Origin of the sequence: Pseudomonas sp. MWU12-2037 (genome assembly GCF_023242345.1) — a bacterium.
Lineage (GTDB): Bacteria > Pseudomonadota > Gammaproteobacteria > Pseudomonadales > Pseudomonadaceae > Aquipseudomonas > Aquipseudomonas gingeri_D.
The window spans coordinates 94,126-117,735 of record NZ_JALLIZ010000005.1; the positions used below are offsets into that span (position 1 = coordinate 94,126).

At 60.6% G+C, this 23,610-nt stretch carries 22 protein-coding genes; 10 read left to right on the top strand and 12 right to left on the bottom strand.

Going from position 1 to position 23,610, the window contains the following annotated elements; translation table 11 throughout:
* Positions 1-171: 171 nt before the first annotated feature.
* Complete coding sequence (locus tag M5B42_RS10840; protein WP_103494345.1) at positions 172-597, bottom strand: potassium channel family protein; 426 nt, start codon at positions 595-597, stop codon at positions 172-174.
* 305 nt (positions 598-902) lie between these two features.
* On the opposite strand from M5B42_RS10840, the gene M5B42_RS10845 reads away from it, so the two are divergent.
* Genes M5B42_RS10845 through M5B42_RS10860 form a run of 4 tightly spaced genes read left to right on the top strand, consistent with a single transcriptional unit; the run spans position 903 to position 5,138 of the window.
* Positions 903-1,622 carry an ABC transporter ATP-binding protein gene (locus M5B42_RS10845; protein ID WP_103494346.1) on the top strand — a complete coding sequence of 240 codons (720 nt, stop codon included), beginning with the start codon at positions 903-905 and terminating at the stop codon, positions 1,620-1,622.
* Positions 1,619-2,506, top strand: coding sequence for an efflux RND transporter periplasmic adaptor subunit (locus tag M5B42_RS10850; RefSeq protein WP_103494347.1), 888 nt, complete (start codon positions 1,619-1,621; stop codon positions 2,504-2,506). Before M5B42_RS10845 ends, M5B42_RS10850 begins: the two co-directional genes overlap by 4 nt.
* The gene (locus M5B42_RS10855; protein ID WP_248745798.1) at positions 2,506-3,999 is read left to right on the top strand and encodes an efflux transporter outer membrane subunit; all 1,494 of its coding nucleotides are present in this window, start codon (positions 2,506-2,508) and stop codon (positions 3,997-3,999) included. The genes M5B42_RS10850 and M5B42_RS10855 overlap by 1 nt, the downstream gene beginning before the upstream one ends.
* Positions 3,996-5,138 (top strand): ABC transporter permease, encoded by a 1,143-nt coding sequence (locus tag M5B42_RS10860; protein WP_152740861.1) that lies wholly within the window; start codon positions 3,996-3,998, stop codon positions 5,136-5,138. The genes M5B42_RS10855 and M5B42_RS10860 overlap by 4 nt, the downstream gene beginning before the upstream one ends.
* Here M5B42_RS10860 and M5B42_RS10865 read toward each other — a convergent pair.
* Positions 5,128-6,165 (bottom strand): zinc-dependent alcohol dehydrogenase family protein, encoded by a 1,038-nt coding sequence (locus M5B42_RS10865; protein WP_248745799.1) that lies wholly within the window; start codon positions 6,163-6,165, stop codon positions 5,128-5,130. The two genes, M5B42_RS10860 and M5B42_RS10865, sit on opposite strands and share 11 nt — an antisense overlap.
* A gap of 57 nt (positions 6,166-6,222) precedes the next feature.
* The gene (gene ftsH / locus M5B42_RS10870; protein WP_248745800.1) at positions 6,223-8,109 is read right to left on the bottom strand and encodes an ATP-dependent zinc metalloprotease FtsH; all 1,887 of its coding nucleotides are present in this window, start codon (positions 8,107-8,109) and stop codon (positions 6,223-6,225) included.
* 303 nt (positions 8,110-8,412) lie between these two features.
* On the opposite strand from ftsH, the gene M5B42_RS10875 reads away from it, so the two are divergent.
* Complete coding sequence (locus tag M5B42_RS10875) at positions 8,413-8,667, top strand: Lpp/OprI family alanine-zipper lipoprotein (RefSeq protein WP_152740864.1); 255 nt, start codon at positions 8,413-8,415, stop codon at positions 8,665-8,667.
* A 155-nt stretch (positions 8,668-8,822) separates the two neighbouring features.
* Here M5B42_RS10875 and M5B42_RS10880 read toward each other — a convergent pair whose 3' ends face one another.
* The 4 genes from M5B42_RS10880 to M5B42_RS10895 form a co-directional block, all read right to left on the bottom strand.
* On the bottom strand, positions 8,823-9,365 hold the full coding sequence (locus M5B42_RS10880) for an Hsp20/alpha crystallin family protein (protein ID WP_177099253.1): 543 nt from the start codon (positions 9,363-9,365) through the stop codon (positions 8,823-8,825).
* Positions 9,366-9,554: 189 nt separating this feature from the next.
* Positions 9,555-10,823: a pyridoxal phosphate-dependent aminotransferase gene (locus tag M5B42_RS10885; RefSeq protein WP_248745801.1), complete on the bottom strand. Its 1,269-nt coding sequence runs from the start codon at positions 10,821-10,823 to the stop codon at positions 9,555-9,557.
* Positions 10,820-11,482, bottom strand: coding sequence for an RraA family protein (locus M5B42_RS10890; RefSeq protein WP_248745802.1), 663 nt, complete (start codon positions 11,480-11,482; stop codon positions 10,820-10,822). Before M5B42_RS10890 ends, M5B42_RS10885 begins: the two co-directional genes overlap by 4 nt.
* The gene (locus M5B42_RS10895) at positions 11,479-12,147 is read right to left on the bottom strand and encodes an RraA family protein (RefSeq protein ID WP_248745803.1); all 669 of its coding nucleotides are present in this window, start codon (positions 12,145-12,147) and stop codon (positions 11,479-11,481) included. Before M5B42_RS10895 ends, M5B42_RS10890 begins: the two co-directional genes overlap by 4 nt.
* A gap of 105 nt (positions 12,148-12,252) precedes the next feature.
* Between M5B42_RS10895 and M5B42_RS10900 the strand changes: the two genes are divergently transcribed.
* Positions 12,253-13,146: a LysR family transcriptional regulator gene (locus tag M5B42_RS10900; protein ID WP_248745804.1), complete on the top strand. Its 894-nt coding sequence runs from the start codon at positions 12,253-12,255 to the stop codon at positions 13,144-13,146.
* A 149-nt stretch (positions 13,147-13,295) separates the two neighbouring features.
* Positions 13,296-14,132, top strand: coding sequence for an alpha/beta hydrolase (locus M5B42_RS10905; protein ID WP_248745805.1), 837 nt, complete (start codon positions 13,296-13,298; stop codon positions 14,130-14,132).
* A gap of 72 nt (positions 14,133-14,204) precedes the next feature.
* On the opposite strand, the gene M5B42_RS10910 is transcribed toward M5B42_RS10905, so the two are convergent.
* From M5B42_RS10910 to M5B42_RS10920, 3 genes are read right to left on the bottom strand one after another with little or no spacing between them, the layout of a single operon-like run.
* Positions 14,205-14,915 (bottom strand): SDR family oxidoreductase, encoded by a 711-nt coding sequence (locus M5B42_RS10910; protein WP_103494357.1) that lies wholly within the window; start codon positions 14,913-14,915, stop codon positions 14,205-14,207.
* 42 nt (positions 14,916-14,957) lie between these two features.
* On the bottom strand, positions 14,958-15,608 hold the full coding sequence (locus M5B42_RS10915; protein WP_103494358.1) for a DsbA family oxidoreductase: 651 nt from the start codon (positions 15,606-15,608) through the stop codon (positions 14,958-14,960).
* Entirely contained in the window at positions 15,605-15,820 is a 216-nt protein-coding gene (locus M5B42_RS10920) for a 4-oxalocrotonate tautomerase family protein (protein WP_248745806.1), read from the bottom strand. Before M5B42_RS10920 ends, M5B42_RS10915 begins: the two co-directional genes overlap by 4 nt.
* Positions 15,821-16,114: 294 nt before the next feature.
* Here M5B42_RS10920 and M5B42_RS10925 point away from each other — a divergent pair, with 294 nt between their 5' ends.
* From M5B42_RS10925 to M5B42_RS10935, 3 genes are all read left to right on the top strand, one after another.
* Positions 16,115-18,004 carry an ATP-binding protein gene (locus M5B42_RS10925; protein ID WP_248745807.1) on the top strand — a complete coding sequence of 630 codons (1,890 nt, stop codon included), beginning with the start codon at positions 16,115-16,117 and terminating at the stop codon, positions 18,002-18,004.
* Positions 18,005-18,197: 193 nt separating this feature from the next.
* Positions 18,198-19,436 (top strand): porin, encoded by a 1,239-nt coding sequence (locus M5B42_RS10930; RefSeq protein ID WP_248745808.1) that lies wholly within the window; start codon positions 18,198-18,200, stop codon positions 19,434-19,436.
* Complete coding sequence (locus M5B42_RS10935) at positions 19,436-19,885, top strand: phosphate ABC transporter substrate-binding protein (RefSeq protein ID WP_248745809.1); 450 nt, start codon at positions 19,436-19,438, stop codon at positions 19,883-19,885. Before M5B42_RS10930 ends, M5B42_RS10935 begins: the two co-directional genes overlap by 1 nt.
* A gap of 4 nt (positions 19,886-19,889) precedes the next feature.
* Here M5B42_RS10935 and M5B42_RS10940 read toward each other — a convergent pair whose 3' ends face one another.
* Positions 19,890-22,262 carry an EAL domain-containing protein gene (locus M5B42_RS10940; RefSeq protein ID WP_248745810.1) on the bottom strand — a complete coding sequence of 791 codons (2,373 nt, stop codon included), beginning with the start codon at positions 22,260-22,262 and terminating at the stop codon, positions 19,890-19,892.
* 348 nt (positions 22,263-22,610) lie between these two features.
* Positions 22,611-23,513, bottom strand: a complete 903-nt coding sequence (locus M5B42_RS10945) for a LysR family transcriptional regulator (RefSeq protein ID WP_248745811.1) — start codon at positions 23,511-23,513, stop codon at positions 22,611-22,613.
* Positions 23,514-23,610 lie beyond the last annotated feature (97 nt).

Below are 23,610 nucleotides of genomic sequence, written 5' to 3' on the forward strand. Positions count from 1 at the left end.
TCAAACCTGACTTTTTCATCTTCAGCCCCTGCCGGTACCGTGATTGTCAGGTCGAGCATAGGAGTGGCGCACGGGGGGGAATCTGATCTATGTCAGAAGACCCCGAGTGCCTTGATGAATGTTTTCTCAGCGCGCCAATCCGGGAAAAAAGCCTGACGGCGGCCTCGGTAGCTATTTGTTCTTCCAGTATTTCTGCATTTCGAGAAACAGAAACGAGGCGGTCCAGGAAATCAGCACCAGGCCGGTCAGGCCCTGCAGCCCGGTCAGGTACTTGAGGTGGCCGACGGGGGAGATGTCGCCGAAACCGATCGTGGTGTAGGTGGTGAAGGAAAAGTACACGCAGTCCATGAACGAGCCATCGAAGTTGCCCTCCAGGCTTCCCCATTTGCCGGAACTGACCATCAGGTAATAGACCAGGGCGAAGCACCAGACTTCCGCCGCGTGGGCCACCAGCGCGCCGAATACCCCGATGACAATCCTGAAACGGTTCGAGAGCTTGAGTCGGGGCAGCCAGTCGTTTAGCCGTAACAGGCACTCGTAGTGGATCACCACGACGACGATGACGGCCAGTGTATTGATCAGGGTGACTGCCAGCATGGTCGGCCTCCAGCAATGGAAGAAAAATGATCGCCTACCACCCTCGCGCCTGGTACCGATCAGTGCTTTCTACCCTGGGGCGACGAAAAATTATTGAGCTAAATCAACAGTGCTTTTTGTAGACCGATAGATGGCCATTTGTTGATAAAGATCAGGGGGCATTGGCAAGGGCGCCAGATACTTGCCACACCCCCTGGAGTTTCCAACGGAGACCCGGGAAAGCGCGCCGTCACAACCGATGTCCCCAAGGCTGGCAAACACCGCGTAGCTATTTCCATACCTTGGCCTGCCGGGCAGGAGAGATCATGAGTACCGCTCCAGTCGTTTCTACAACGCATCCGGCGATCGTTTCAAACGGCCTGAGCAAATGGTTTGGCGAAGGCAATGCGCGCATGCAGGCGGTCAACCAGGTATCACTGGTCGCCGGGTTTGGCGAGATGGTGTTTATCGTCGGTCCCTCCGGGAGTGGCAAGACCACGTTTCTCAGCATGATCTCCGGCATCCTGCGCCCCGATGCCGGCACGGTGACCATCAATGGCCAGGATATCTGGAGCCTGGGCACTGACCAATTGGCCGAGCTGCGCCTCAATAACATTGGCTTCGTGTTTCAGGACTATCACCTCTTCGCCCGCTTGACCGCCGCCGAGAATGTGGCGATTCCGCTGATTCTCCAGCATCACGACTGGGACGATGCCATTGTCCGGGCTCGGCGCAGCCTGGAAGTGGTCGGCCTCAAGGATCGCGGGGATATTCTGCCGGTCAAGCTGTCCGGCGGCGAACAACAACGGGTGGCCATTGCCCGGGCGATTGTCGGCGAACCACAGATTCTGATCTTCGACGAACCGACCGCGTCCCTCGATGGCGATACCGGGAAAATGATCATCGCCTTCGTCAAGACCCATATCCTCAACCAGCAGCGGTGCATCCTGATCGTCACCCACGATGCGCGGATCAACGAGTACGCCGATCGCATCATTCACATGGAAGACGGGCGCATCACCGAACTGGAACGGGTCGCCTCATGAAAAACCGCCTGCTGTTCGGTGTGGCCGTACTCGGTGTCCTGGCCGGCCTGGTGGCCGCCTATCTGTTTGGGCGCACTCCACAGACGCCGCCGCCGGTCTTCGCCCCGGCGAGCAGTCCCTATGAGACCGCGATTTATGCCAACGGCATTATCGAGAGTGAACAGTCCGGCGGCTCCGACATCGTGATTTACCCGCAGGTGGCCGGGCCAGTGACGCAACTGTTGGTGCACGAGGGGCAGAAGGTGACCCTGGGGATGCCGTTGGTGACCCTTGACGATGCCGTGCCCAGGGCCAATTTCGAGTTGGCACAGGCCAATCTGAGCACTGCCCGGGACCAGTACAGCAAGCGTCTGGCCTCCTACGGCATGGACCCCAAGTCGATCAGCAAGGATACCCTCGATACCGCCAGGGACACGGCGGCCCAGGCCCAGGCGGCGTTGAAGGCCGCGGCGGCGACGCTGGCGCAGTATGCGATCAAGGCGCCCGCGAATGGGGTGGTGTTGGCCATCAACAGCACCGTCGGCAGCTATGTGTCGTCCCAGGGCGCCTATAACACCTACACCGAGGGTTTCACGCCGTTGCTGGTCATGAGTTCCGAGCAGGATCATCTGGCCGTGCGCTGTTACATCGACGAGATCCTGATTGCCCGCTTGCCGGCGCCTGAACATATCCGCGCGCAGATGCAGATCCATGGCACGGAGATCAAGGTGCCGCTGGAGTTCGTGCGGGTGCAGCCCTATGTTTCGCCGAAAATCGAGTTGTCCGATCAGCGCCAGGAGAAAGTCGACCTGAGGGTCTTGCCGGTGATTTTCCGCTTTGAGAAAAAAGACCTCCCGATGGTGTACCCGGGGCAGTTGGTGGATGTTTTCATAGGGCAGAAATAATGGACCAGTCGCGCGTGTTTCGCCCGATGCGGCCCTGTGGCCGCTGGCTGGTCCTCAGCTTGTTGACGCTGACCAGCGCTTGCACCCTCGGTCCGGATTTCTCACGTCCGGTGGCCCCGGCACAGGAGGGTTATATTCGCGATCCGATCAGCGCCACCGTGGCCGCCCAAGGGCAGGCGCAGCGCTTTTTGCCGGGGGCCGAGGTCGCGCCTGACTGGTGGCGGCTGTTCCAGTCCGCTTCGCTGGATGCGGTGGTCCATCAGGCGATTGCCAACAACATGACCCTGCGGGCAGCCGAGGCCAGCTTGCGGCAAAGCCAGGATACGCTCATGGCCGGCTATGGGGTTTTCTACCCGCACCTGGACGTTCACGCGGGCGCCGATCGTGAGCGCAGCGCACCCATCCAGCAAGGACTGGGTACCAAGGGCTCGATCTTCAATGTCGTGACCTTGAGTGGCACGATCAGCTACACCCTGGATATTTTCGGCGGCGAACGTCGAACCGTGGAAGGCCTGCAGGCCCAGGTCGATCATCAGGCCTGGCTGACCCAGGCGGCTTACCTCACCTTGACCGCCAATGTCGTCAATGCCGCCATTGCTCGCGCGGCTTATGCCGCGCAGATCCAGGCCACCGAACAACTGATCGAACTGCAAAAGCAGCAGTTGCAAACCACCCAGGTGCAGGTACGCAGTGGTACGACGCCGTATTCGGCGATCCTCAGCTTGCAAAGCCTGATCGCCAGCAACGAGGCGCTGTTGCCGGCCCTGCGGCAGAAAGTCAGCCAGGCCGAGCATTTGCTGGCCACCCTGGAAGGCGTTGTACCGTCCGAAGTCAAACTCCCGGACATCCAGTTGAGCGGGCTGTCGTTACCCAAGGATCTCCCCGTCAGCCTGCCTTCGGTATTGGTCCGCCAGCGCCCGGACATCCTCTCCGCCGAAGCACAGCTGCACCAGGCCAGCGCCGCTATCGGCGTGGCTACGGCGGCGATGTTTCCCAGCTTCAGCCTGACTGGCACCTATGGCACTGCCGGATCAAGCCCCGGATCATTGTTCGCCGGTGCCGGGCGTTTCTGGAGTGTCGGGCCGTCGATCGATATCCCGCTGTTCCAGGGTGGCAGCCTGTGGTTTGGCCGCAAGGCCGCGATCGATGCCTATCAGCAGGCTGCGGCGGGTTATCGGGAAGTGGTGCTGGAATCTTTTGCCCAGGTCGCCGATACCCTCAAGGCGCTGGAGTTCGATGCCCAGGCCTTGCAAAAGCAGGCCGAAGCCCAGGCCGCCTCCGCAGAGGCCTTGCGGTTGTTGCAAGCCAACTATCGCTCGGGCCTGGTGACCTATCTGGATCTGCTGGCCGCCGATGTGCAACTGCATCAGGTCAACATCGCCTATTTGCAGGCGCTTGCCCAACGTCATCAGGACACCGTCGGCCTGTTCGTTGCCCTGGGGGGCGGCTGGTGGAACCGAGTCGACGCCACCGGCAGCAGGCCCGGCCCATGAAGCACTTCGGCATTCTGCGCATAGGTTTCAAACTCCTGGTCAATGACCGCTCCAAGTTTTCCGCGTTGCTGGTGGGTATTACCTTTTCGGTATTCCTGATGATGCAGATGACGGCGATGTTTGCCGGGATCCTCAACCGGGCCTACTCGACGGTGACCAATATCGGTGCGGCGATGTGGATCCTGGACCCTGCCGTGAACACCCCGACCAGCGTCATCCCGCTGCCGGATTACCTGCTTGATGCAGTGCGCAGCATGGACCAGGTCCGCTATGCCGTGCCGATTTTCATCGGCGGCGCCCAGGTCCGGCTGGCCAGCGGCACTTACCAGTCTGTCAGTGTGATCGGCCTGGATGACACCAGCCTGTTCGGCCGGCCGTTACTGGAGCAGGGGGCCATCGAGGATATCTACGCCGAAAACGCGTTCATCATGGTCCACGATGCCGAGTTTTCGAAGCTGGAGAACCCAAGGATAGGCACCGCCTTCGAGCTCAATGATCATCGCGGCACCATTGTCGGCATTGCCAAGGTCCTCACCAGCGGCCTGACCGGGGTGCCGACGCTCTACACCACCTACCGGCGCGCCATCGAATACCTGCCGACCACCCGGTTCACCATCTCCTATATCCTCCTGGATCCCCGCGATGAAGCGGCCGTGAGCCAGATCAAGCAACAGGTCTCGAAGTTGGGGTACATCGCCCTGACCAAGGACGAGTTCAACCAGCGCATCGCCAATTACTACATCTATCAGACCGGGGTAGGCACCAATATCCTGATGATGACAGTCATCAGCTTTCTGGTCGGTCTGTCGATTTCCGGCCAGACGTTCTACACCTTTATCCTGGAAAACCTGGACAAGTTTGCCGCCCTCAAGGCCATTGGCGCCAAGAGCCGTGAACTGATCTACATGATCCTGTTCATGGCCACGTTCACGGCGATGACCGGTTATGGATTGGGCATCGGCCTGGTCACGCTGATGATCTCCGTGGCGCGCTCCAACCTGCCCAACTACGCGGCCATCATCACGTTCTGGAACCTCGGGCTGGCCTTCGTCATGGTGCTCCTGATCGCCGGGGTCTCCAGCTATGTGGGTATCCGCAAGGTCCTGAGAATCGAGCCTTTCGATATTTTCAGAGGGTAATGACAACTCGCTGGAGCGCATCGTGATCCTGCTCGGTTGCTGGCCAGGGGGTCAGCACGATTGCCCCCTTGACCGCTCCCGCCCTGAGTTGCGCCAAGGCCTGGTTGGCCTCGGCCAGGGGAAAAACCGTGACGTCGCAATGTACCGGTGTACGGCGGATTTCGTCGAAAAATGCCGTGCCGTCGTCGCGCGTGAGATTGGCTACCGAGCGTATGCAGCGTTCGCCCCACAGTAGCCGGTAGGGAAAACCTGGCACATCGCTCATATGAATACCGGCGCAGATCACACAGCCCCCGCGGACCGTGGAGGCCAGCGCCTGTGGGACCAACGGACCGACCGGGGCAAAGATCAGGCTCGCATCCAGCAGATGGGGTGATGGCTGGTCCGAAGGGCCCGCCCAGGTCGTGCCGAGTGCACGAGCATAAGCCTGGCCTTCGGTGTCTCCGGGCCGGGTGAAAGCATAGACTTGCTGTCCCCGGCCCAGCGCCACCTGGATCGCCAGATGGGCCGCCGCGCCGAAGCCGTAGAGACCCAGGTGCTGCGCCGTGCCGGCCATGCGCAAGGCGCGAAAGCCGATCAAGCCGGCGCAGAGCAGGGGCGCGGCTTCAGTCGCGCTCATGCCTTCGGGCAGGGCAAAGCAGAATCGGGCATCGGCCACTGTGTATTGCGCATAGCCGCCGTCCAGGTGACAGCCGGTGAATTGCGCTTGCTCGCAGAGATTTTCCCGGCCCGAGCGGCAGAATTCGCATTCCCCGCATGTCCAGCCCAACCAGGGCACGCCGACCCGCTGGCCGATCCAGCTGGAGGCGACATCGCTGCCGACAGCGATCACTTCACCGACGATTTCATGCCCGGGCACCCTGGGCAGCACCGCCTGGGGCAGTTCTCCGTCCAGCAGATGCAGATCCGTGCGGCACACGCCACAGGCCAGCACCTTGATCAGCAGTTGCCCTTGCAGGGGATGCGGAATCTGCCGCTCCTCCGATTGCAGGGGCTGGCCGGGGGCGTGCAGGACCATGGCATGCATGACGATTCTCCTGAAACAGTGATGTTGCAGCGATCCCGGATCAGCTGCCCATGTTGTTCAGCGGTGCCGCTCGAAGAGAGGCGTGGTCCCGTCCACGGCCTGACCCGATGGGCCGGTGAGGGCGATAACATGACGGGCTTCGCAGGCCGACGGCATCAGGGCGGGGAACTCCTCGGGCGTGAGCGTCTCCTTCTCCATCAGCAGGTTGGCACCGCTATCCAGATCGGCGCGCCGCTGCTTGAGCAGCGCCTGGGCACGTGCGTAGGCTTCATCGAGCAAGACGCGAATACCCAGGTCGATCTCCCGGGCGGTCTGTTCCGAGTAGTCTTTTTCGCCCATGCCAGGCAGATGTTCACCCAGATAGGTGGAAGACCGCCGTTCCAGTACCGACTGGCCGAGCTCGGCGCTCATGCCGAAGCGGGTGATCAACTGCCGGGCGATATCGGTGGCGCGTGCCAGATCGTCGGCCGCGCCAGTGGAGATCTGGCCATAGACGATGTATTCGGCCGCGCGTCCGGCCATCAGCACCACAATCCGATCCTTGAGCATCTGGCAACTGATCAGGAAGTGGTCTTCGGTCGGTCGCTGCAAGGTGTAGCCCAATGAGCCGGCGGCGCGGGGGATAATGGACACTTTGTGCACCGGGTCCATCCCGGGCAGGGTCGCGGCAGCCAGGGCATGTCCCATCTCGTGATAGGCCACGATCAGGCGTTCTTCGGGATGCAGCAGGCTGCTTTTATGTTCAAGGCCCACGACGATGCGTTCTACCGCGTTGGTGAAGTCCTGCAGGTTGACGCTCGAGCCTGCCCGGCGGGTGGCGACGATTGCGGCTTCATTGATCAGGTTGGCCAAGTCGGCCCCGGTAAAACCAGTGGTGATATCGGCAATTCGCTCGGCATCGGTGCCGGGGTCCAGGGTGATTTTCTGCAGGTGGACCTTGAGAATGGCCAGGCGTCCCTTGCGGTCGGGACGGTCGATCAGGATCTGCCGATCAAAGCGACCGGCGCGCAGCAGGGCGGGATCAAGAATTTCCGGGCGGTTGGTCGCTGCCAGCAGGACTACCCCTTCGCGGGGGTCAAAGCCATCCAGCTCCGCCAAGAGCTGATTGAGGGTCTGTTCTTTTTCATCGTTGCCCCCCAGGGTTCCCACACCGCGCGCCTTGCCCAAGGCATCCAGCTCGTCGATGAAAATAATGCAGGGGGCGGCCTGCCGTGCCTGCTCGAACAGGTCACGGACCCGGGCGGCGCCGACGCCAACGAACATCTCGACGAATTCGGACCCCGAGATGGAAAAAAACGGTACGCCGGCTTCACCGGCAATGGCCTTGGCCGCCAGGGTCTTGCCGGTCCCCGGTGGACCGACCAGCAGCGTGCCTTTGGGAATATGGGCGCCCAGGCGCGAGTACTGTTCCTTGTCCTTGAGGAAGGAGACGATTTCCACCAGCTCGGCCTTGGCCTCGTCGATACCGGCGACATCGGCAAAGGTCACGCCGGTATCGCGCTGGACAAAGACCTTGGCCCGCGACTTGCCGACATTCATCATTCCGCCTAGGCCCTGCTTCTCGGCCATGCCGCGGAACAGGAAGTGCCAGACCACCATGATCATGACAAAGGGCAGCAGCCAGCCGATCAAGCCGGTGAGCAGGGTGTTTTCAGTGACCCCGGAGAAGGTGGCATTGGACTGTGCCAGTTCGGTCGCCAGGGCGGGGTCGACGCGTACCGTGCTGAATCGATCATGGCCATTGATGGGTTCTTGCAGCTTGCCGCTGATCTGATCCTTTTCCACTTGCAAGTCACTGACTTTGTGAGCGTCCAGCAGTTGGAGGAACTGGCTGTAGGGCAGGCTTTCCACGGGGTGTTGTTGACCGAGGAACATCTGCAGTGCGGCAAACGCCAACAAGGCGATGAAGAAATACGACAGGTTCCACTGATGAGTCTTTTTCATGACCTTGGCCCAGGGAGCAAAGAGGGGAGAGGGCGGTATTTTCAACGCCGGGCTATTCGGGTTCGTCGTTCATGACGCAGCGCAACAGACCGGCCACTTCCGAGTTCTACGCTTTGGGGCTGGGAAATCATTGAGTTATATCAAAAATGCCTGGATCTGCGGTCCACGGGTGTTGCCCTTTGGGCGAAGGGTTGTGTCCGACATTCGCGCCGTTAGTTGATAAAGATCAGAGTTCGGTTTTCTTCAGCCCCGATACTTTCCGGACCATCTGATTTCTCAAGTGCACTTACCGAGGGCAATACCATGAACAAGTTCCTGTCTGTTGCAGTACTGGGCGTGATGCTGGCGGCAACCGCGGGTTGCAGTCATCAACATGCTCGTGAAATGGATGCGCGCCTGGACTCCGCGGAAAACAATGCCGCGTCGGCCCGCTTAAAAGCTGATGAGGCCTACACCAAGGCCGAGCAGGCAATGGCTGCCGCCGCCCAGGCGCAACGCACGGCTGACGAGGCCAACGAACGGGCCAATCGCATGCTGGAAAAAGCCGCTCGCAAGTAACGACGGTTGTGCCACCCGGCCAGGGAGGCTGGGTTGTTGCTTTACCCTACAGCCCTTGTCGATCAAGGCTTGTTCGATATCGGCGTTCGTCTGCCGATTGGCAAGCAGCAAAAAGCCCCTGCCGGTATTCCGGCAGGGGCGAAGTACCTACCTGTTCAGTCGCCTTTGATCGGTACGACTTTTTCCGCCTTCATGGCGTCGGCTTTCTTCGGCAAGGAGATACTCAATACACCTTTGCTGAAGTTGGCTTCGATCTTTTCCGCCTCGACTGACGTCGGCAAGTTGAAGACACGCTCGAAGCTGCCGTAATGGCGCTCGGTCATGTGATACCCCTTCCTTTTTTCTTCCTTGTCCTCTTTCTTCTCCCCTTTGATGATCAAGCTGCCATTGGACAGTTTGATCTCAATATTTTTCTGATCCATGCCGGGAAGTTCTGCGGTGATTTCGAAGCTTTTGTCTTTCTCGACGATATCCACGGCAGGCATTGCGTGAGTGATCAGTTCCCGACGCCAGAACGGCTCCACATCGAACAGGCCACGTCCAAAGGACGGCAGTCCGGAGCCGTGGGTGAAGTCTTCGAACAGGTGGTCCACCTGTTGCCGCAGTTTTTCCAGAGGGCGCCACAGATCAGTCGTTACCGGGTGGTGGCTGGTCTTGTCTTCGCTATGCAGCGGCATTTTTTTTACGCTATTAGCCATCGTCACATCTCCTCTTGGGTGAGCCGGGGGAAGCAAGCGCCAAGACACTTGCGTTGCCCGGGAAAGTGGGATCGATTCGCCAGTCCTGACAAGGTCGGGTTTCCCGACTGCGACTTCCAATCGATACGGCGCCGTACAAACACGGCTATTTACTGTCACCGTGAATGGGATTGAGAGGCTTGATTTAGATCAGACCGAGGGTAAAAAGCTTCGAGTACCTGGATTGGCGGCGCCCGTTCGGGATCGATCCAGGGCACCGCAGAATTGGCGAATGGCATCGCAGGCCTGACGCAGCGAATCGTCATCCAAGGCATAGGCGATACGGATATAAGGCCCCAACCCGAACGCGCTGCCCTGCACAACGGCGACATCCGCTTCATCCAGCAGCGCATGGGCGATATCTTCATCGTTGTGCAGTACTCGCCCTGCGGGAGAGGTGCTGCCAATCAGGCCGGCACAGGAGGCAAAAGCATAGAACGCGCCCGCCGGACTCACGCATTCCAGTCCTGGTATGTCATTCAGCAGTGCCACCATCAAGTCGCGACGGCGCTGGAAAACCGCCCGGCTTTCCTGGATGAAGTCCTTGGGGCCTTCCAGTGCCGCGAGTGCCGCTTGTTGTGAAACCGAACTCGCCCCCGAGGTCTGTTGCCCTTGCAGCTTTTCCATGGCATCCAGCAACCAGCGTGGCCCGGTGGCAAAGCCGATGCGCCAGCCGGTCATGGCATAGGCCTTGGAGACGCCGTTCATGGTCAGGGTTCGCGTTGCCAGCCGTGGCTCCACCTGGGCCAGGGTGTGGAAGGCTTGATCGTCGAAGATCAGGTGTTCATAGATATCATCGGCCAGGATCAGCACCTGGGGATGGGCCAGCAATACCTCGGCCAGTGCCTGGAGCTCCTCCCGGCTGTACACTGCGCCGGTGGGGTTGGACGGCGAATTGAGGATCAGCCAGCGGGTCTGCGGCGTGATTGCGTCATTCAGTGCCGAGGCGGTCAGCTTGAAACCCGTATCGGCATCACAGACGACGATCCGGGTTTCGCCACCGCACAGCTGGACCATCTCCGGGTAACTGACCCAGTAGGGCGCGGGTACTATGACCTGGTCGCCCTCGTTCAGCGTGGCCGCCAGGGCGTTGTAGATCACCTGTTTGCCGCCGTTGCAGACCAGGGTGTCCTGCCAGGTGACGTCCAGGCCGTTCTCGCGCCGGAACTTGGCGGCCACCGCTTCACGCAGCGAACGGACACCGGCGACCTGGGTGTAGCGGGTGTGGCCGTGTTCGATGGCATCAATGGCCGCTGCGCGTACATGCGCGGGCGTATCGAAGTCCGGTTCGCCCGCGCAGAGTGAAATGATCGTTGCGCCTTGCGCCCGCCGTTCCGCCACCCGGTCCATGATCCGGTAGGTCGCCGACGGTTGCGCGCTGGCCAGGCGCCGGTTCAGGCGTTGAATATCGATGCTCATACTTTCCTCTGCAGGTTGTGATAACCCAATGCGGCCCTGGCTTCTTTCAGGGTTTTGCCTTGGTTGATCAGGGCGCGAATCTCGGCTTCGACCGTTTCGATCTGGCGGGCACAGGCCGCTACTTCGACGGCACGGGCACGGGGCACGATCACCACGCCGTTGGCATCGGCGACCACGATGTCGCGGGCGCAAACCCGGGCGCTGCCGATGGACACCGGTTGGTTGACTGACTGAACCTGTACGCGGTCCTTGCCGGTGCGCATGAAGCGGCCCTTGCTGAAGATCGGGTAGTCATCGCCTAGCGCCTTGTTCACGTCTCGGCAGACACCGTCGATGACGGTGCCGGCAATCCGTCGTGCGCCGGCGTACTGGGTCATGATGTCGCCCCAGACCGTGCAGTCGGTGCGCCCGCCGTTGTCGATGACCACGATGTCACCGGGCGCCACGTCCTCGATAAAGTCACCCACGGTGCCGGGCGGTACGCTGGCCGTGACGTACTGCACGGTGAACGCCGGGCCGACGATCACCTGGCTGTAATTGCCCAGGGGCGCGATCCCGAGGCATTGGCCGGGCAGGCCGAGCTTGTCCATGGCATCGGACACGCCCGGGGTGTCGAGTCCCTCGAAGAGGGCGACCAGTTGGCGGTCTTCCGGGCTCATCGGCTGTGCTCCACATGGATGGCTTCGAACTGGGTGTCATGCATCACCTCGGCCACCGAGCGGCCGTTGCGCACGGCCTCGACCATGCCGTCCTGGCGACGGGCAATGCGTTCGCCAAGGTCGAGCACTTTGTCGATGTGGACAGTGGAGACGAACACCGTGCCGCAGTTGTCGGCGATCACATAGTCATCCTCGCTGACGGCCACGCCGGCCACGTTGATTGTCACGGCGGCATCGACCTGCACCACACGATTGCGCGCGCTGATCATCGTGACGCCACGGCCGTAGACCGGGTAGCCGATCGCTGCGCTGCCGTCGATATCGCGACTGAAACCGTCGATCACCGTGCCGCGTACCTGCTTGGCGGACGCGGCATTGGCGAGGATATCGCCCCAGCAGGAAATGCCTTCGAGACCGCCGGCAATCACCAGTACCCGATCGTCGCTGTCGATCTGTTCGACCACCGGAGTGATCAGGTGCACGGTGGGTGTTTTATCGGACTTGGGGGCCAGCAGTACGGTACTGGCCCGGCCGACGATTTTCGGGCACTTCCACAGCGGACGTAGCCCTACCGTGGCGCCGGGCAGGCCGAGGAAATCGAGCGCATCGGACACGGTGTTGGTGTCCAGCGCCGCCAAGCGTTCCAGCAAACTCTTGTGGGTCATGGGGGAGCCCCTGTGGTGACGGAGGCGCCCAGTGTCGGCGAGGAGGTTTGATAGGTATATTACTAATCACAGAAGCGTTTGATACGCTGAGCCTATGGATAAACCATGATCAATTTCCGTCTGATTCGTCACCTCTGGTTGTTCCTGGCGGTTGCCGAGGAACAGAATTTCGGCCGCGCCGCCAAGCGTCTGGGCATGTCCCAGCCACCGTTGAGCGAGCAGATCCAGGTCCTGGAACAGGCGCTCAAGGTCACGCTCTTCGAGCGTTCGCGACGGGGTGCGAAACTGACCCCGGTCGGGGCCGCGATCCTGCCGGCGGTACGCAAGTTCGCCGAGCAACTGGAACGTCTGGAACTGGCCGTGGAAGAGGCGGTGGCGGGGCAGTCGGGCCTGTTGACCATCGGCGCGATTTCAACGGCCATGTTTGACGTGTTGCCGGGGCTGATCGAACAACTGAAGCGTGAATACCCGCACCTCACGGTGTCGGTGCGGGAAATCGACAGCGTTGAAGCCGTCCCGGCGCTGGAGGCCGGGGATATCGATCTGGCGTTTGCCCGGCTGGACGGTGATCTGGGGGCGTCGATCCGGTCACTGCCATTGACGGAAGATCGTCTGGTGGTGGCATTGCCCGTCGATCACCCATTGGCCTCGCGTTCGCGTATCAGTCTGTCGAGTCTGGCCAACGAAGCCTTGGTGATGTTTTCTCGGAAGGTCAGCCCGGTGTATTTCGATAACCTGATTGCGACCTGTCGGGCCAGTGGTTTCTCCCCGCGTGTCTTGCATGAAGTGCGTTCGGTCGCGTCGCAGATCGCCTTTGTCAGCTATGGCCAAGGTATTGCGCTGGTACCGGCGTCGCTGAAAAAGCTGGCTCCCGCCAATGTGGTGTTTCGGCCGCTGAGCCAGAAGTTGCAGGTGGTCACCACCGCGATGGCCTGGAATACCAGCCGACCCAATCCATTGGTAGAAGCCCTGGTCGCCCGGTTCCAGGCCAAGGTGTGAGCGGGGTGTTGTTCAAGGCTGATAGGTTTTGCATATGAAAACCTTCCTGAATCAGGAATTTACAGAAAACCTGATTCCCTTGAGATTGTCGCCCGTACCGTCGGCAATTCGTGTCCGTGCGAAAACCTTTTGTTCAAGGAGTTACTTCCGTGCCCTCACCGGAAACATTCACCCATACGCAGCTCCCTCTTGCAGTCGAAGGGGTTCAACTGAACGTGGCGGCCATTTATCGTGAGGGTGACTTGGCACCGATTGTCTTCCTGCATGGTTTTGGCTCGACCAAGGAAGACTACGCCGATATCGTGCTGCAGCCGGCATTTGCCGGTCATCCCTTTGTCGCTTACGACGCACCGGGTTGCGGCGAAAGCCAGTGCAATGATTTATCGAGGATCTCCATCCCTTTCCTGCTGCAGACGGCCTTGCAGGTGCTGGAGCATTTCGGTATCGGGCGCTTCCATCTGGTCGGTCACTCCATGGGCGGACTCACTGCGCTGATGCTGGCTCATCAGTTCCCGCAGCGGATACTCAGCTTCGTCGATATCGAGGGCAATATTGCCCCGGAAGACTGCTTTCTCAGTCGACAGATCGTCGATTATCCGGCGGACGATCCCGAGGCTTTTTTTGCCGCGTTTATCGAGCGTACCCGCCAGGCTCCGGCGTATGCCAGTGCGCTTTATTCGGCCAGCTTGCGACACAAGGTGCGGGCCGGCGCGGTGCGCGGGATCTTCCAGTCAATGGTCGAGCTTTCCGATAACGCGGACCTGATGGGCAAATTTCTCGGCCTGAAATGCCCGCGCATGTTCATGTATGGCGAACAGAACGCCTCGTTGTCCTATCTCTCGCATATCCAGGCTGAAGGCGTGCGGCTGGCCCCCATCGCGCAGTGTGGCCACTTTCCCATGTATTCCAATCCGCTTGCGATGTGGCAGCAGATTGCCGATTTTCAGAACGCCGGCCAACGGAGTCCTTTACCCAACATGGATTGAGCCTGGCCGTCGACCTCCAATAAAAACGCCCCGAATCCTGCAGGTCGAGGCGTTCTTCTTCAGCTCAAGTGCTTAGTGACCGGCGCTCTGCCCACCGTCCACATGCAGGATCTCACCCGTCACAAACCCGGCAGACTCCAGGTAGACAATCGCCTGGACGATATCGCTGGTTTCCCCCATCCGCCCGACCGGATGCAGGCGGCCCAGCGCCTCATGGGTTTCTTCGGCATGCATCGGGGTCTTGATGATCCCGGGGCTGACCGCATTGACCCGGATCCCGCGCTTGGCGTACTCGATGGCCAGGGACTTGGTCGCCGAATTGAGCCCACCCTTGGTCAGCGAGGCCAGTACCGACGGCACCCCGTCGATGGCGTGATCCACCAGGCTGGTGGTGACGTTGACGATATGACCCTTGCCTTGTTTCTCCATCTCGCTAATCGCCAGCTGGCTGATGTAGAAGAAACCATTCAGGTTCACCGCCAGCACGTTGGCATAGTCTTCGTGGGTGTAGCCGGTGAACGGTTTGGCGATAAAGACCCCGGCGTTGTTGATCAGGCTGTCGATGCGACCAAAACGGGCGACACCTTCACGGATGACGCGCTCGGCGGTGGCCGGGTCGGCAATGTCACCGGCGACGGTGAGGATGTCCGGGTCTGTGGACGGCTTGACCGAGCGGGCGGTGGCAACCACCCGGTAATCGAGATCACGGTAGGCCTTGACCAGCGCCGCGCCGATCCCTTGGGAAGCGCCAGTAATCACAACGACTTTTTTTGCATGGCTCATGATAAAACCTCGATGGAAAGTAAGGGGGTAGGGCGTGATCAATCAAGCAGCGGCGGAGGCGATTTCCCGCAGCATCTGTTCGTAGTACTCGACCGACTGCGAGCCGGACACCAGATGACGGCCGTTGAGGATCATGGCCGGCACCGAGTTGATGCCGCGTGCGCGGTAGAAAGCCTCGAGTTCACGGACTTCGTCGGCGAACGCGCCGCTGGCCAGCACTTCACGGGCAGGCGCGGCCTGCAGTCCCGCTTCGGTTGCCAGACGCACCAGGGTTTCCCGGTCGCTCGGGTTCTGCCCGTCGCTGAAATAGGCGCGCAGCAAGGCTCGCTTCAGTTCGATCTGCCGACCCTCCTGCAAGGCCCAGAGCAACAGGCGGTGGGCATCGAAGGTGTTGTAGAAATGGCTGCGTTTTTCCAGGTCGAACTGAAAACCGATGGCCTCGCCCCGGGTCATCAACATCTGCTTGCCTGCGGCGACTTCTTCGGCGCTGCGGCCGTATTTGCGCATCATGTGCCGCACCGCGTGCTCGCCTTCGGCCGGCATGTCCGGGTTCAGTTCGAAGGGTTTGAAGGTCAACTCGACCGAGACTTCATCGGCCAGGTTGGCGATGGCCCGTTCCAGGGCCGTCACGCCCAGGGCGCACCAGGGGCAGACCACATCGGAGATGAAGTCGAGCTTGACGGGCGCGTTCATGACGGGTTTTGCGCCAGTTGTTTGCGGTATTGGGTGGTGCTGATGCCGGCGTAACCCCAGTTATCCGTGTCGACTTCCTCGATCACGATGTGGGTCAGGTCCGGGCGTTTGTTGAGCACCCGTTGCAGGGTTTCAGTGATTTCGGCAATCACCTGGGCTTTCTGCTCCGAGGTAACGCCATCGCGGGTTATGCGCACGCTGACAAAAGGCATGACAAGTCTCCAGTGACCTGCCCATCGGCATGATGGCAGGCAGTGGGAGCAATTTATTAGGTTGTTAAACGCGGATAAAGGTGGGGCCAAGAACATCATTAGTGAGGTGGTGTAATGAGTTTTGCGCTTGATCGGCGGGTTCGCTTACCCGGTTTGTGATCTATAGTCCTTATCGGATCAGTTGATAATCTCTTTCGCACGGACGCTACAAGGAGCTCCAGCCCGCTCCTTGGGCCATAACCCCGGCGGATGCCCTCTAGCCTAGAAGTGTTGGTACAACGCAGGGAGCACAGCATGTCGATCCTACGACCAGACGGACTGAGGTCGGCTCCCACTATTGCCAGGTCTGCGAGCGCCATTGCCAGGACCACCCGCGGTTTTTTCCAGCGCGGGCTCGATCAGGTCAAGGAAGCCTATATCCTGTTTCCGCTGCTGGCCGCTGTCCTGTTGCTGGTCATCTGGACGACAACGCTGCACCTCATCAGCAGTGAGCTGGCACGGGCGCAGCGCGGGGCAAGCACGGCCAGCCTGGAGATCGGTGCTACCTATGAGGCACAGATGTTGCGCGCCGTTCACGAAATCGATCAAACCCTCAAGCTGGTCAAATACACCTATGAGGCCGAGGGTGAACGTAACCCCCTGTCCAGGCTCAAGGAGCGGGCGTTGTTGCCGCCGCCCTTGTTGTTTGACGTCAGTGTGGTCAATCCGGACGGCGGTCTGGTAGCGAGCACGCGGGCCTACGAGACGGACACTGTCGCTGACCCGGATGAGCGGCAGGCATTGCTGCATAACGATACGTTGTTGATCAGCCGCCCCTGGAAAAACCCGCCGACGGGAGAATGGCGGCTGCGTTTCAGTCGCCGCCTGAACGCGCCGGACGGCAGGTTCTCGGGCATCGCACGGGTCGAGGTCGACGCGGCCTATTTCGTCAGCAGTTATGACGCCTCGAAACTCGGTGACCGTGGCGTGCTCGGCCTGCTGGGCACCGATGGCGTTTTCCGGGTGCGGCGCAGCGGGGAATCGGTTCGGGCCGGCGATGCGGTCGATTATGCGGCGTTGGTCCCGGACACCGAGGACACCCAAGCACTGTTGGCGACCAATACCTGGGACGGCGTGCGCCGCTACACCAGCGCCCGTCAGCTCTATGACCTGCCCCTGGCGGTGATCGTCGGGTTGTCTGAAGAAGAACAACTGGCCACGGTGACCGGGCAGGCGCATACCTATTTGTGGCGGGCCGCGGGCGGCAGCCTGTTGCTGGTGTTACTGGTCGGCCTGCTGAGCCGGATGAGCTGGCAGCTCGCGCAAAGCCGCTTGCGCACGGCCGAAGCCCAGGCCCAGCTGGTCGCCATTGCGCGTCAGGCCGGGATGGCGGAAATCGCCACCAATGTCCTGCATAACGTGGGCAATGTGCTCAATAGCGTGAATGTCTCCGCCGAAGTGGTTACCCGCAAGTTGCGCACCAGCAAAGCCCTGGGCCTGAGCAAAGCGGTGCAGTTGATGAACGAGCATGCCGAGGATCTGGGTCACTTCATTTCCCAGGACGAGAAGGGCAAGCTGTTGCCGGGCTATCTGAACCAGTTGGTGGACGCTTTGGCGCTCGAACAGAAGAGCATGACCGACGAACTCGATCAATTGACCCAGAGCATCGATCACATCAAGGAAATCGTCGCGGCCCAGCAGTCTTATTCAGGGGCATCCAGTCTTGCCGAGGCTGTACAGGTACCGCAGTTGATCGAGGATGCCCTGCGCATGAATGCCAGTTTCCTCGCTGCCCGCCAGGTCACCGTGGTGAAAGAGTTTGCCGAAACGCCCTGTTTGCAACTGGACAAGCACCGCTTGCTGATGATCCTGGTCAACCTGATAAAAAATGCCGGCGGCGCGATGGACAATCCAGCCGATCGACCTCCGCTGATTACCCTGCATACCGAGATGCTGCCGGAGCAGACCCTGGTCATCAAGGTGATCGACAATGGCGAGGGGATTGCCGAGGAGAATCTGACGCGGATTTTTGCCCACGGATTCACCACGCGCAAAGACGGCCACGGCTTCGGATTGCACAGTTGCATCCTGGCGGCCATGGAGATGGGCGGGGCATTGAAGGTCCACAGCGACGGGCCGGGACAAGGGGCAATCTTCACCCTGGAACTGCCCAGCCAGGTTTCGAGCCCGGCAGCGGCTGCATAACCCGGGCGTATGGGGTTTTGTCGTCTACAATTTTGCTCGTGGTATCGCTGGATTCTATTGAGCCAACGTTACAAGGAATAGAACGAATGGCCGCAGTCCTCCTCGACACTTCATCAGTCAATCGCCAAGCGTGTTCCCGAGCGAAAGCGTGCCCGGATGTATTCGCATCCCCTGTTGCGGTTGCATTGAACCCATGAGGCTCGTACTCAATACGCTGGCCTTGGCCATGGTGACGTTATATGCCGCCACCGTGGAGGCCGACGACGCCACGATGCCCACGTTTTCCCTGAGCAGTTTCGGCACTGCGGGTATTGTTCACTCCAGCGAAAAAAACGCCGACTTCACCTCCAGCATCTACAAACCCAACGGTGCCGGTCACACCCGTAGCTGGGATGCGGATGTCGACAGCCTGATCGGCGCCCAGGTAACGGCCAACTTTACCCGGCAGCTCTCGGCCGTGGTGCAGGTCATCTCGGAGCAGAATTACGACAACAGCTACCGTCCCACCCTCGAATGGGCGAACTTCAAATACCAGTTCACGCCCGATTTCAGCCTGCGCGCCGGTCGCACGGTGCAGCCGGCTTTCCTGCTCTCCGACAGCCGCAAAGTGGGTTACACCCTGCCATGGGTACGCCCGCCGGGAGAGGTCTATAGCCTGGTACCGGTCACCAGCACCGATGGCCTTGACCTCAGCTACCGGCTGCACTTCGGCGACCTGACCAATACCGTGCAGGGCAATGTCGGCCAGGGCGATTTCCGGATGCCCGCCAACACCGGCAGGACCTTGAGCAGGGACGCGTGGGGCATTTCCAATTTGACTGAATACGGGGACTTGACCACCCGCGTCACCTACCAGAAAACCCACGTGACCGTGGAGTCGTTCAATCCACTGTTCGACGGTTTCAGAGACTTCGGTGCGCAAGGCAATGCGATAGCCGACCGTTATGATGTCAAGGGCAAGCCCTTTGAGTTTATCGGCGTGGGGGCCATCTATGATCCAGGCAAGTGGTTCGTCATGGGCGAATGGGGGCATATCGACAGCCATTCGGCAATAGGGACGATAAACGCCTGGTATGTCAGCAGTGGCTATAGAATTGACACCTTCACACCCTATGTCACCTACGCCCGCTCCAAGACGGTCAGCGAAACGTCCAGCGCGGGTCTGACGACATCGGGTTTATCGCCAGACCTCGCGAGCGTCGCGGCCGGCCTTAACGGCGCACTCAACACCCAACTGGCATCGGGCAGCGGCCAGCAGACCCTGTCCGTCGGCATGCGCTGGGACTTCACGAAGAATATGGACGCCAAACTGCAGTACGATCACACGCGTTTAGACAGTAACGCCAGTGGTCCGTTGGTCAATCTCCAGCCGGGCTATGAGCCGGGAGGCTCGTTCAATCTGCTCAGCCTTGCTGTCGATTTTGTCTTCTGATGGCGCCGATCCTGCGGTGTCTCAAACGTGCCGGTTGCACGCTGGCAGGGTTCGCCCTGTGCCTGGGCAGCACGCTTGCCATGGCCGAGGTGGTGGTGGTTGTCGCCGCTGCCAGCCCGGTGCAGGCGCTGACGCGCAATCAGGTGGCGGACATCTTCCTGGGCAAGACCAATCGTTTCCCCAGCGGCAAGCCGGTCACTCCGATCGACCAGACGGAAGGCTCCGCAACCCGTGATGAGTTCTACACCAGCTTCACCGGCAAGTCGGCCGCGCAGCTCAAGGCGCACTGGTCGAAAATCATTTTTACCGGCAGGGGCCAGCCGCCGGAAGCGGTAGCCAATGGCGCGGAAGTGAAGAAACGGATTGCCGGGAATCCCGACAGCATCGGCTATATTGAGTCCCGTGAAGTGGATGCCAGCGTCAGGGCGCTTCCTGCCGACCCGCAATGAGTGGTTACCTGCCGAGGGGCTTGTTGGCTGCCTGTGTCTGGAGCAAGACCCCGAACTGATCGGCGGGCACCGGCTTGTTGAAGTAGAAACCCTGGAATTCGTCGCAGGCGTTGTCCCGCAGGAAATCGGCCTGTTCGCGGGTTTCCACGCCTTGGGCCACCACGGTCAGGCTGAGGGTTCGACCCATTGCGATAATGGCCTCGGTCAGGGCCTTGTCTTCCGCCACGCTGGTGACGTCACGGATAAACGAGCGATCGATCTTGATCGAGTCGAGCGGGAACTGCTTGAGTGCCGAGAGCGAAGAGTAGCCAATCCCGAAATCATCGATGGCGATCCGGATCTTCAGCTTTTTCAGGCCGTTCAACACCTGCAGCGCTCTTTTGACATCCTGCATGAGCAGGCTCTCGGCGATCTCCAGTTCCAGCAGGCCGGGCTCCATGCCGGTCTCTGTCAGTATCGTGGCGAGGTCGGTGAGTAGATTGTCATCGACAAACTGCCGGGCCGTCAGGTTCACGGCGACCCCCAGATGCGGCAGCCCCTGCCGTTGCCAGGCGATGTTTTGCAGGCAGGCCGTTCTCAGCACCCACTTGCCGATGGGCACGATCAAACCGGTTTCCTCGGCGACGGGGATAAATTGCATGGGGGCTATCAGCCCCAGGTCCGGGTGTTCCCAGCGCAACAGGGCCTCCATGCCGGTGATCCGGCCGCTGCGGATGTCGCGTTTGGCCTGGTAGTGGAGCCGGAACTCGTTACGTTCCAGTGCGTGGCGCAAGCCGAGTTCCAGGGTCAAGCGTTCCAGCGACTCGGCGTTGAGTTTCTCGGAGTAGAACTGGAAGTTGTTTTTACCCTGTTGCTTGGCCTGATACATGGCGATATCGGCATGTTTGGTCAGCGTCTGCTCGTCCAGGCCATCCTGCGCATAGAGGCTGATGCCGACGCTGGCGGTTACCCGGAACTCTTGCCCTTGAAGCTTGAAAGGCTTGGCGATGGCCGAGAGGATTTTCTGCGCGGTGTCCGCCACATATTTGGCCTCGGACAGCTCCGGTAGCAGGACCACGAATTCGTCGCCACCCAGGCGGGCGACGGTATCGCCGGCGCGCAGGCAGGCCGTGAGGCGGCCCGCGACTTCCTGCAGCAGTTGGTCGCCGGCATGGTGGCCCAGCGTATCGTTGATGTGTTTGAAACGGTCGAGGTCGAGGAACAGCACCGCCAGTTGCCGATGATCACGGCGCGCTTCACTGATGTTCTGGCTCAACAGTTTGCTGAACAGGCTGCGATTGGGCAGCGCCGTGAGACCGTCGTGGTAGGCGAGGTACTCGACGCGCTCGGCATAGGCGACCTTGTCTTCGGCGGCGCGCAAGCGACTTTGCGCCAGCTGCCAGTTCATGCGGCTCAGCAGGCCGGCCAGAAGCACCAGCAGCAGACTGCCGGCGGCGGCTCGCCACAGGTAAGTCTGCGCTTGCCGGGTCACGGCGGCCAGGCGTTCTTCGGCGGATAACCCGACAATCACCGCCAGGGGAAAGTCATACAGCTGGCGCACACTGGTGTAGCGTTGCACGCCATCCCAGGCATTGGTCGAGAGCCGCGCCTGGGTGTCTTCGGTATTGGGCGCCAGTGTCGCGTAGTCGACGGCATCGCCGGCCAGCACCGACTCTCCGCTGCGTCGTACCCGGAAGATGCCATCGGTGCCCAGGAGTCCGAGTACACCCCGCTCGCCGAGTTTCGAATCGTCATAACTGCTGACGAAATAAGCCGCATCGACTTCGACCCGGGCAATGCCCGAGAACGCGCCGTTCGCTGCGTTGAGCCGACGGCTGAAGCGCAATCGCCATTCCCCCGTCAGCGGATTTTTCCAGGGGCGACTGATCAACAGCGTATCGTTGTGCCGCAACGTCTGTTGTTCATCCGGTTCGGTGATATTTCCCGCTTCGTTGGCGCGAGTACTCGCCACGGGTTCACCGTCCGGAGTGACCACACTGACGTCAAACAACAGGGCCGGCGGCAACAAGGCCCGCTCCTTGAGCTTGGGCAGGGGATTACGCTCACCCTCGGTCTCATAGGTGTATTTGACCAGCTTGAGGGTTTGGTCAATTTCACGAACGGCGCGCAACATCTGCGCTTCGTAGGTAGCGCTGATCTCCAGGCTGGTGGTGGCCGCGTTGCGTTGCGCCCGCGTCTGTTCGATCTTGATCAGGTAGAGGGTGGCCGACCAGATGGCCAGTACCAGCAAGGCGGCCAGCAGCGGGAATAAAATGTAGGCTTCCTTGATCGGTTCCAGAACTCGCCGGAACAGGCTGCCACGGGGCTCGGAAGGGGGGGCGACGGGCGTTGCGCTATCGGGAGCCGATCTCAGTCCGTTTGTCCGTTGGATCGACATGCAGTGCTCCCTGCGTTGTAGCAACACTCTAGGCTAGCGGGCATCCGACGGGGTGATGGCTCGAGGACGGGGCCTTGTAGCGTCCGTGCGAAAGAGATTATCAACTGATCCGGTAGGAACTATAGACCACAAACGACACCTGCCCTCCGAGGGGCACTCCGGGATACCCGATCTATCCCTTCTCTGAATCCTCAATACCGGCAATCAGGTCCGTGGCCAATGCGAATGCCGTCGTTCTGGCGGGAGCGCCCAGCGTCTGCTTTCTGGCACCGGCCGTCAGCACAAACGCCACCCGGTTGAGTGGGATTTTTGTAGGGGCGCGGTTACTTTTCCAGCACGACCGGCGGTTTACCTTTCTGCGCTGCTCAGATACTCAAACAACTTGGCCGCCTCCGGGGCCAGTTGCGCTGCGTCCTTGACCCCGACAAACAAGGTGCGCCGCGCCCAGTCATCGCTCAGGTCGACGGCTATCAGGCGAGTGCCGAGCAGTTCGCTCCGTACCGCCTGCAACGGCAATATCCCGATCCCCAAACCCGCTTCGATCATGCGGCAGATACCGTCGAAGCTGCTGACCTGAATGCGTACCTTGAGGACCTTGCCCGCGCTCACGGCGGCATCGTTGATCCGGCGCAGCAGCGAGCTGCCCTGATTGAGCGCGACGTAATCGAAGCCGAGCGTGTCCGTGAAGGACACACGGCCCGCATTGGCCAGCTCATGGCCGACAGGCACCAGCAGCACCAGGCGATCGTTGCGATAGGGCAGTGTGTAGAGCCCCTCGGCCGGCACGTTGTCGGCAAAAATACCGATATCGGCGCGTCCGTTCTCCACGGCTTGAATGATCGGTTCGCTGAGAGCTTCTTCCAGTCCGATACGCACGTGGGGGTTGGCGTGCAGGAACAGCGTCAGGTCACCCGGCAGGAACTGGACCACCGCCGAGGTGTTGGCGAATAACCGTATATGCCCGCGCACGCCCACCGCGTAATCACTGGCATCAGAGGCCATGCGGTTGACCCCTTCAAGAATCGTCCTGGCGTGCTCGACCATCCCTTGTCCCGCCGCCGTCAGTTCAAGCCCCCTCGGCAACCGCACGAACAACGGACACTGGGTCGTGCGCTCCAGCTCGGCCAGGCGCTTGCTGGCCGCCGAGACCGTCATATTGGCCTTGTCGGCGGCGCGGGTCAGGTTGCCGGCCTCGGCGGCGAAGATCAGCAGGCGCAAGGACAACAGGTCGAAATGCAGGGGATTGATCATCAAAAGAGTCCAAGGCTTTCCAGTTTGGAAAGGATAGTGGCGAAATATGAAATTTTCATCTGCCGGGTTTGTGTCGATTATCCCTGTCACAAGTACT

What these genes read in the sequence shown, in the direction of transcription:
- M5B42_RS10840 (WP_103494345.1), bottom strand. Translation starts at nt 597, where the DNA reads ATGCTGGCAGTCACCCTGATCAATACACTGGCCGTCATCGTCGTCGTG.
- M5B42_RS10920 (WP_248745806.1), bottom strand. Translation starts at nt 15,820, where the DNA reads ATGCCTTTTGTCAGCGTGCGCATAACCCGCGATGGCGTTACCTCGGAG.
- M5B42_RS10900 (WP_248745804.1), top strand. Translation starts at nt 12,253, where the DNA reads ATGATCAATTTCCGTCTGATTCGTCACCTCTGGTTGTTCCTGGCGGTT.
- M5B42_RS10945 (WP_248745811.1), bottom strand. Translation starts at nt 23,513, where the DNA reads ATGATCAATCCCCTGCATTTCGACCTGTTGTCCTTGCGCCTGCTGATC.
- M5B42_RS10910 (WP_103494357.1), bottom strand. Translation starts at nt 14,915, where the DNA reads ATGAGCCATGCAAAAAAAGTCGTTGTGATTACTGGCGCTTCCCAAGGG.
- M5B42_RS10875 (WP_152740864.1), top strand. Translation starts at nt 8,413, where the DNA reads ATGAACAAGTTCCTGTCTGTTGCAGTACTGGGCGTGATGCTGGCGGCA.
- M5B42_RS10925 (WP_248745807.1), top strand. Translation starts at nt 16,115, where the DNA reads ATGTCGATCCTACGACCAGACGGACTGAGGTCGGCTCCCACTATTGCC.
- M5B42_RS10890 (WP_248745802.1), bottom strand. Translation starts at nt 11,482, where the DNA reads ATGAGCCCGGAAGACCGCCAACTGGTCGCCCTCTTCGAGGGACTCGAC.
- M5B42_RS10930 (WP_248745808.1), top strand. Translation starts at nt 18,198, where the DNA reads ATGAGGCTCGTACTCAATACGCTGGCCTTGGCCATGGTGACGTTATAT.
- M5B42_RS10940 (WP_248745810.1), bottom strand. Translation starts at nt 22,262, where the DNA reads ATGTCGATCCAACGGACAAACGGACTGAGATCGGCTCCCGATAGCGCA.
- M5B42_RS10865 (WP_248745799.1), bottom strand. Translation starts at nt 6,165, where the DNA reads ATGCATGCCATGGTCCTGCACGCCCCCGGCCAGCCCCTGCAATCGGAG.
- M5B42_RS10885 (WP_248745801.1), bottom strand. Translation starts at nt 10,823, where the DNA reads ATGAGCATCGATATTCAACGCCTGAACCGGCGCCTGGCCAGCGCGCAA.
- M5B42_RS10880 (WP_177099253.1), bottom strand. Translation starts at nt 9,365, where the DNA reads ATGGCTAATAGCGTAAAAAAAATGCCGCTGCATAGCGAAGACAAGACC.
- M5B42_RS10855 (WP_248745798.1), top strand. Translation starts at nt 2,506, where the DNA reads ATGGACCAGTCGCGCGTGTTTCGCCCGATGCGGCCCTGTGGCCGCTGG.
- M5B42_RS10915 (WP_103494358.1), bottom strand. Translation starts at nt 15,608, where the DNA reads ATGAACGCGCCCGTCAAGCTCGACTTCATCTCCGATGTGGTCTGCCCC.
- M5B42_RS10860 (WP_152740861.1), top strand. Translation starts at nt 3,996, where the DNA reads ATGAAGCACTTCGGCATTCTGCGCATAGGTTTCAAACTCCTGGTCAAT.
- M5B42_RS10935 (WP_248745809.1), top strand. Translation starts at nt 19,436, where the DNA reads ATGGCGCCGATCCTGCGGTGTCTCAAACGTGCCGGTTGCACGCTGGCA.
- ftsH (WP_248745800.1), bottom strand. Translation starts at nt 8,109, where the DNA reads ATGAAAAAGACTCATCAGTGGAACCTGTCGTATTTCTTCATCGCCTTG.
- M5B42_RS10845 (WP_103494346.1), top strand. Translation starts at nt 903, where the DNA reads ATGAGTACCGCTCCAGTCGTTTCTACAACGCATCCGGCGATCGTTTCA.
- M5B42_RS10895 (WP_248745803.1), bottom strand. Translation starts at nt 12,147, where the DNA reads ATGACCCACAAGAGTTTGCTGGAACGCTTGGCGGCGCTGGACACCAAC.
- M5B42_RS10850 (WP_103494347.1), top strand. Translation starts at nt 1,619, where the DNA reads ATGAAAAACCGCCTGCTGTTCGGTGTGGCCGTACTCGGTGTCCTGGCC.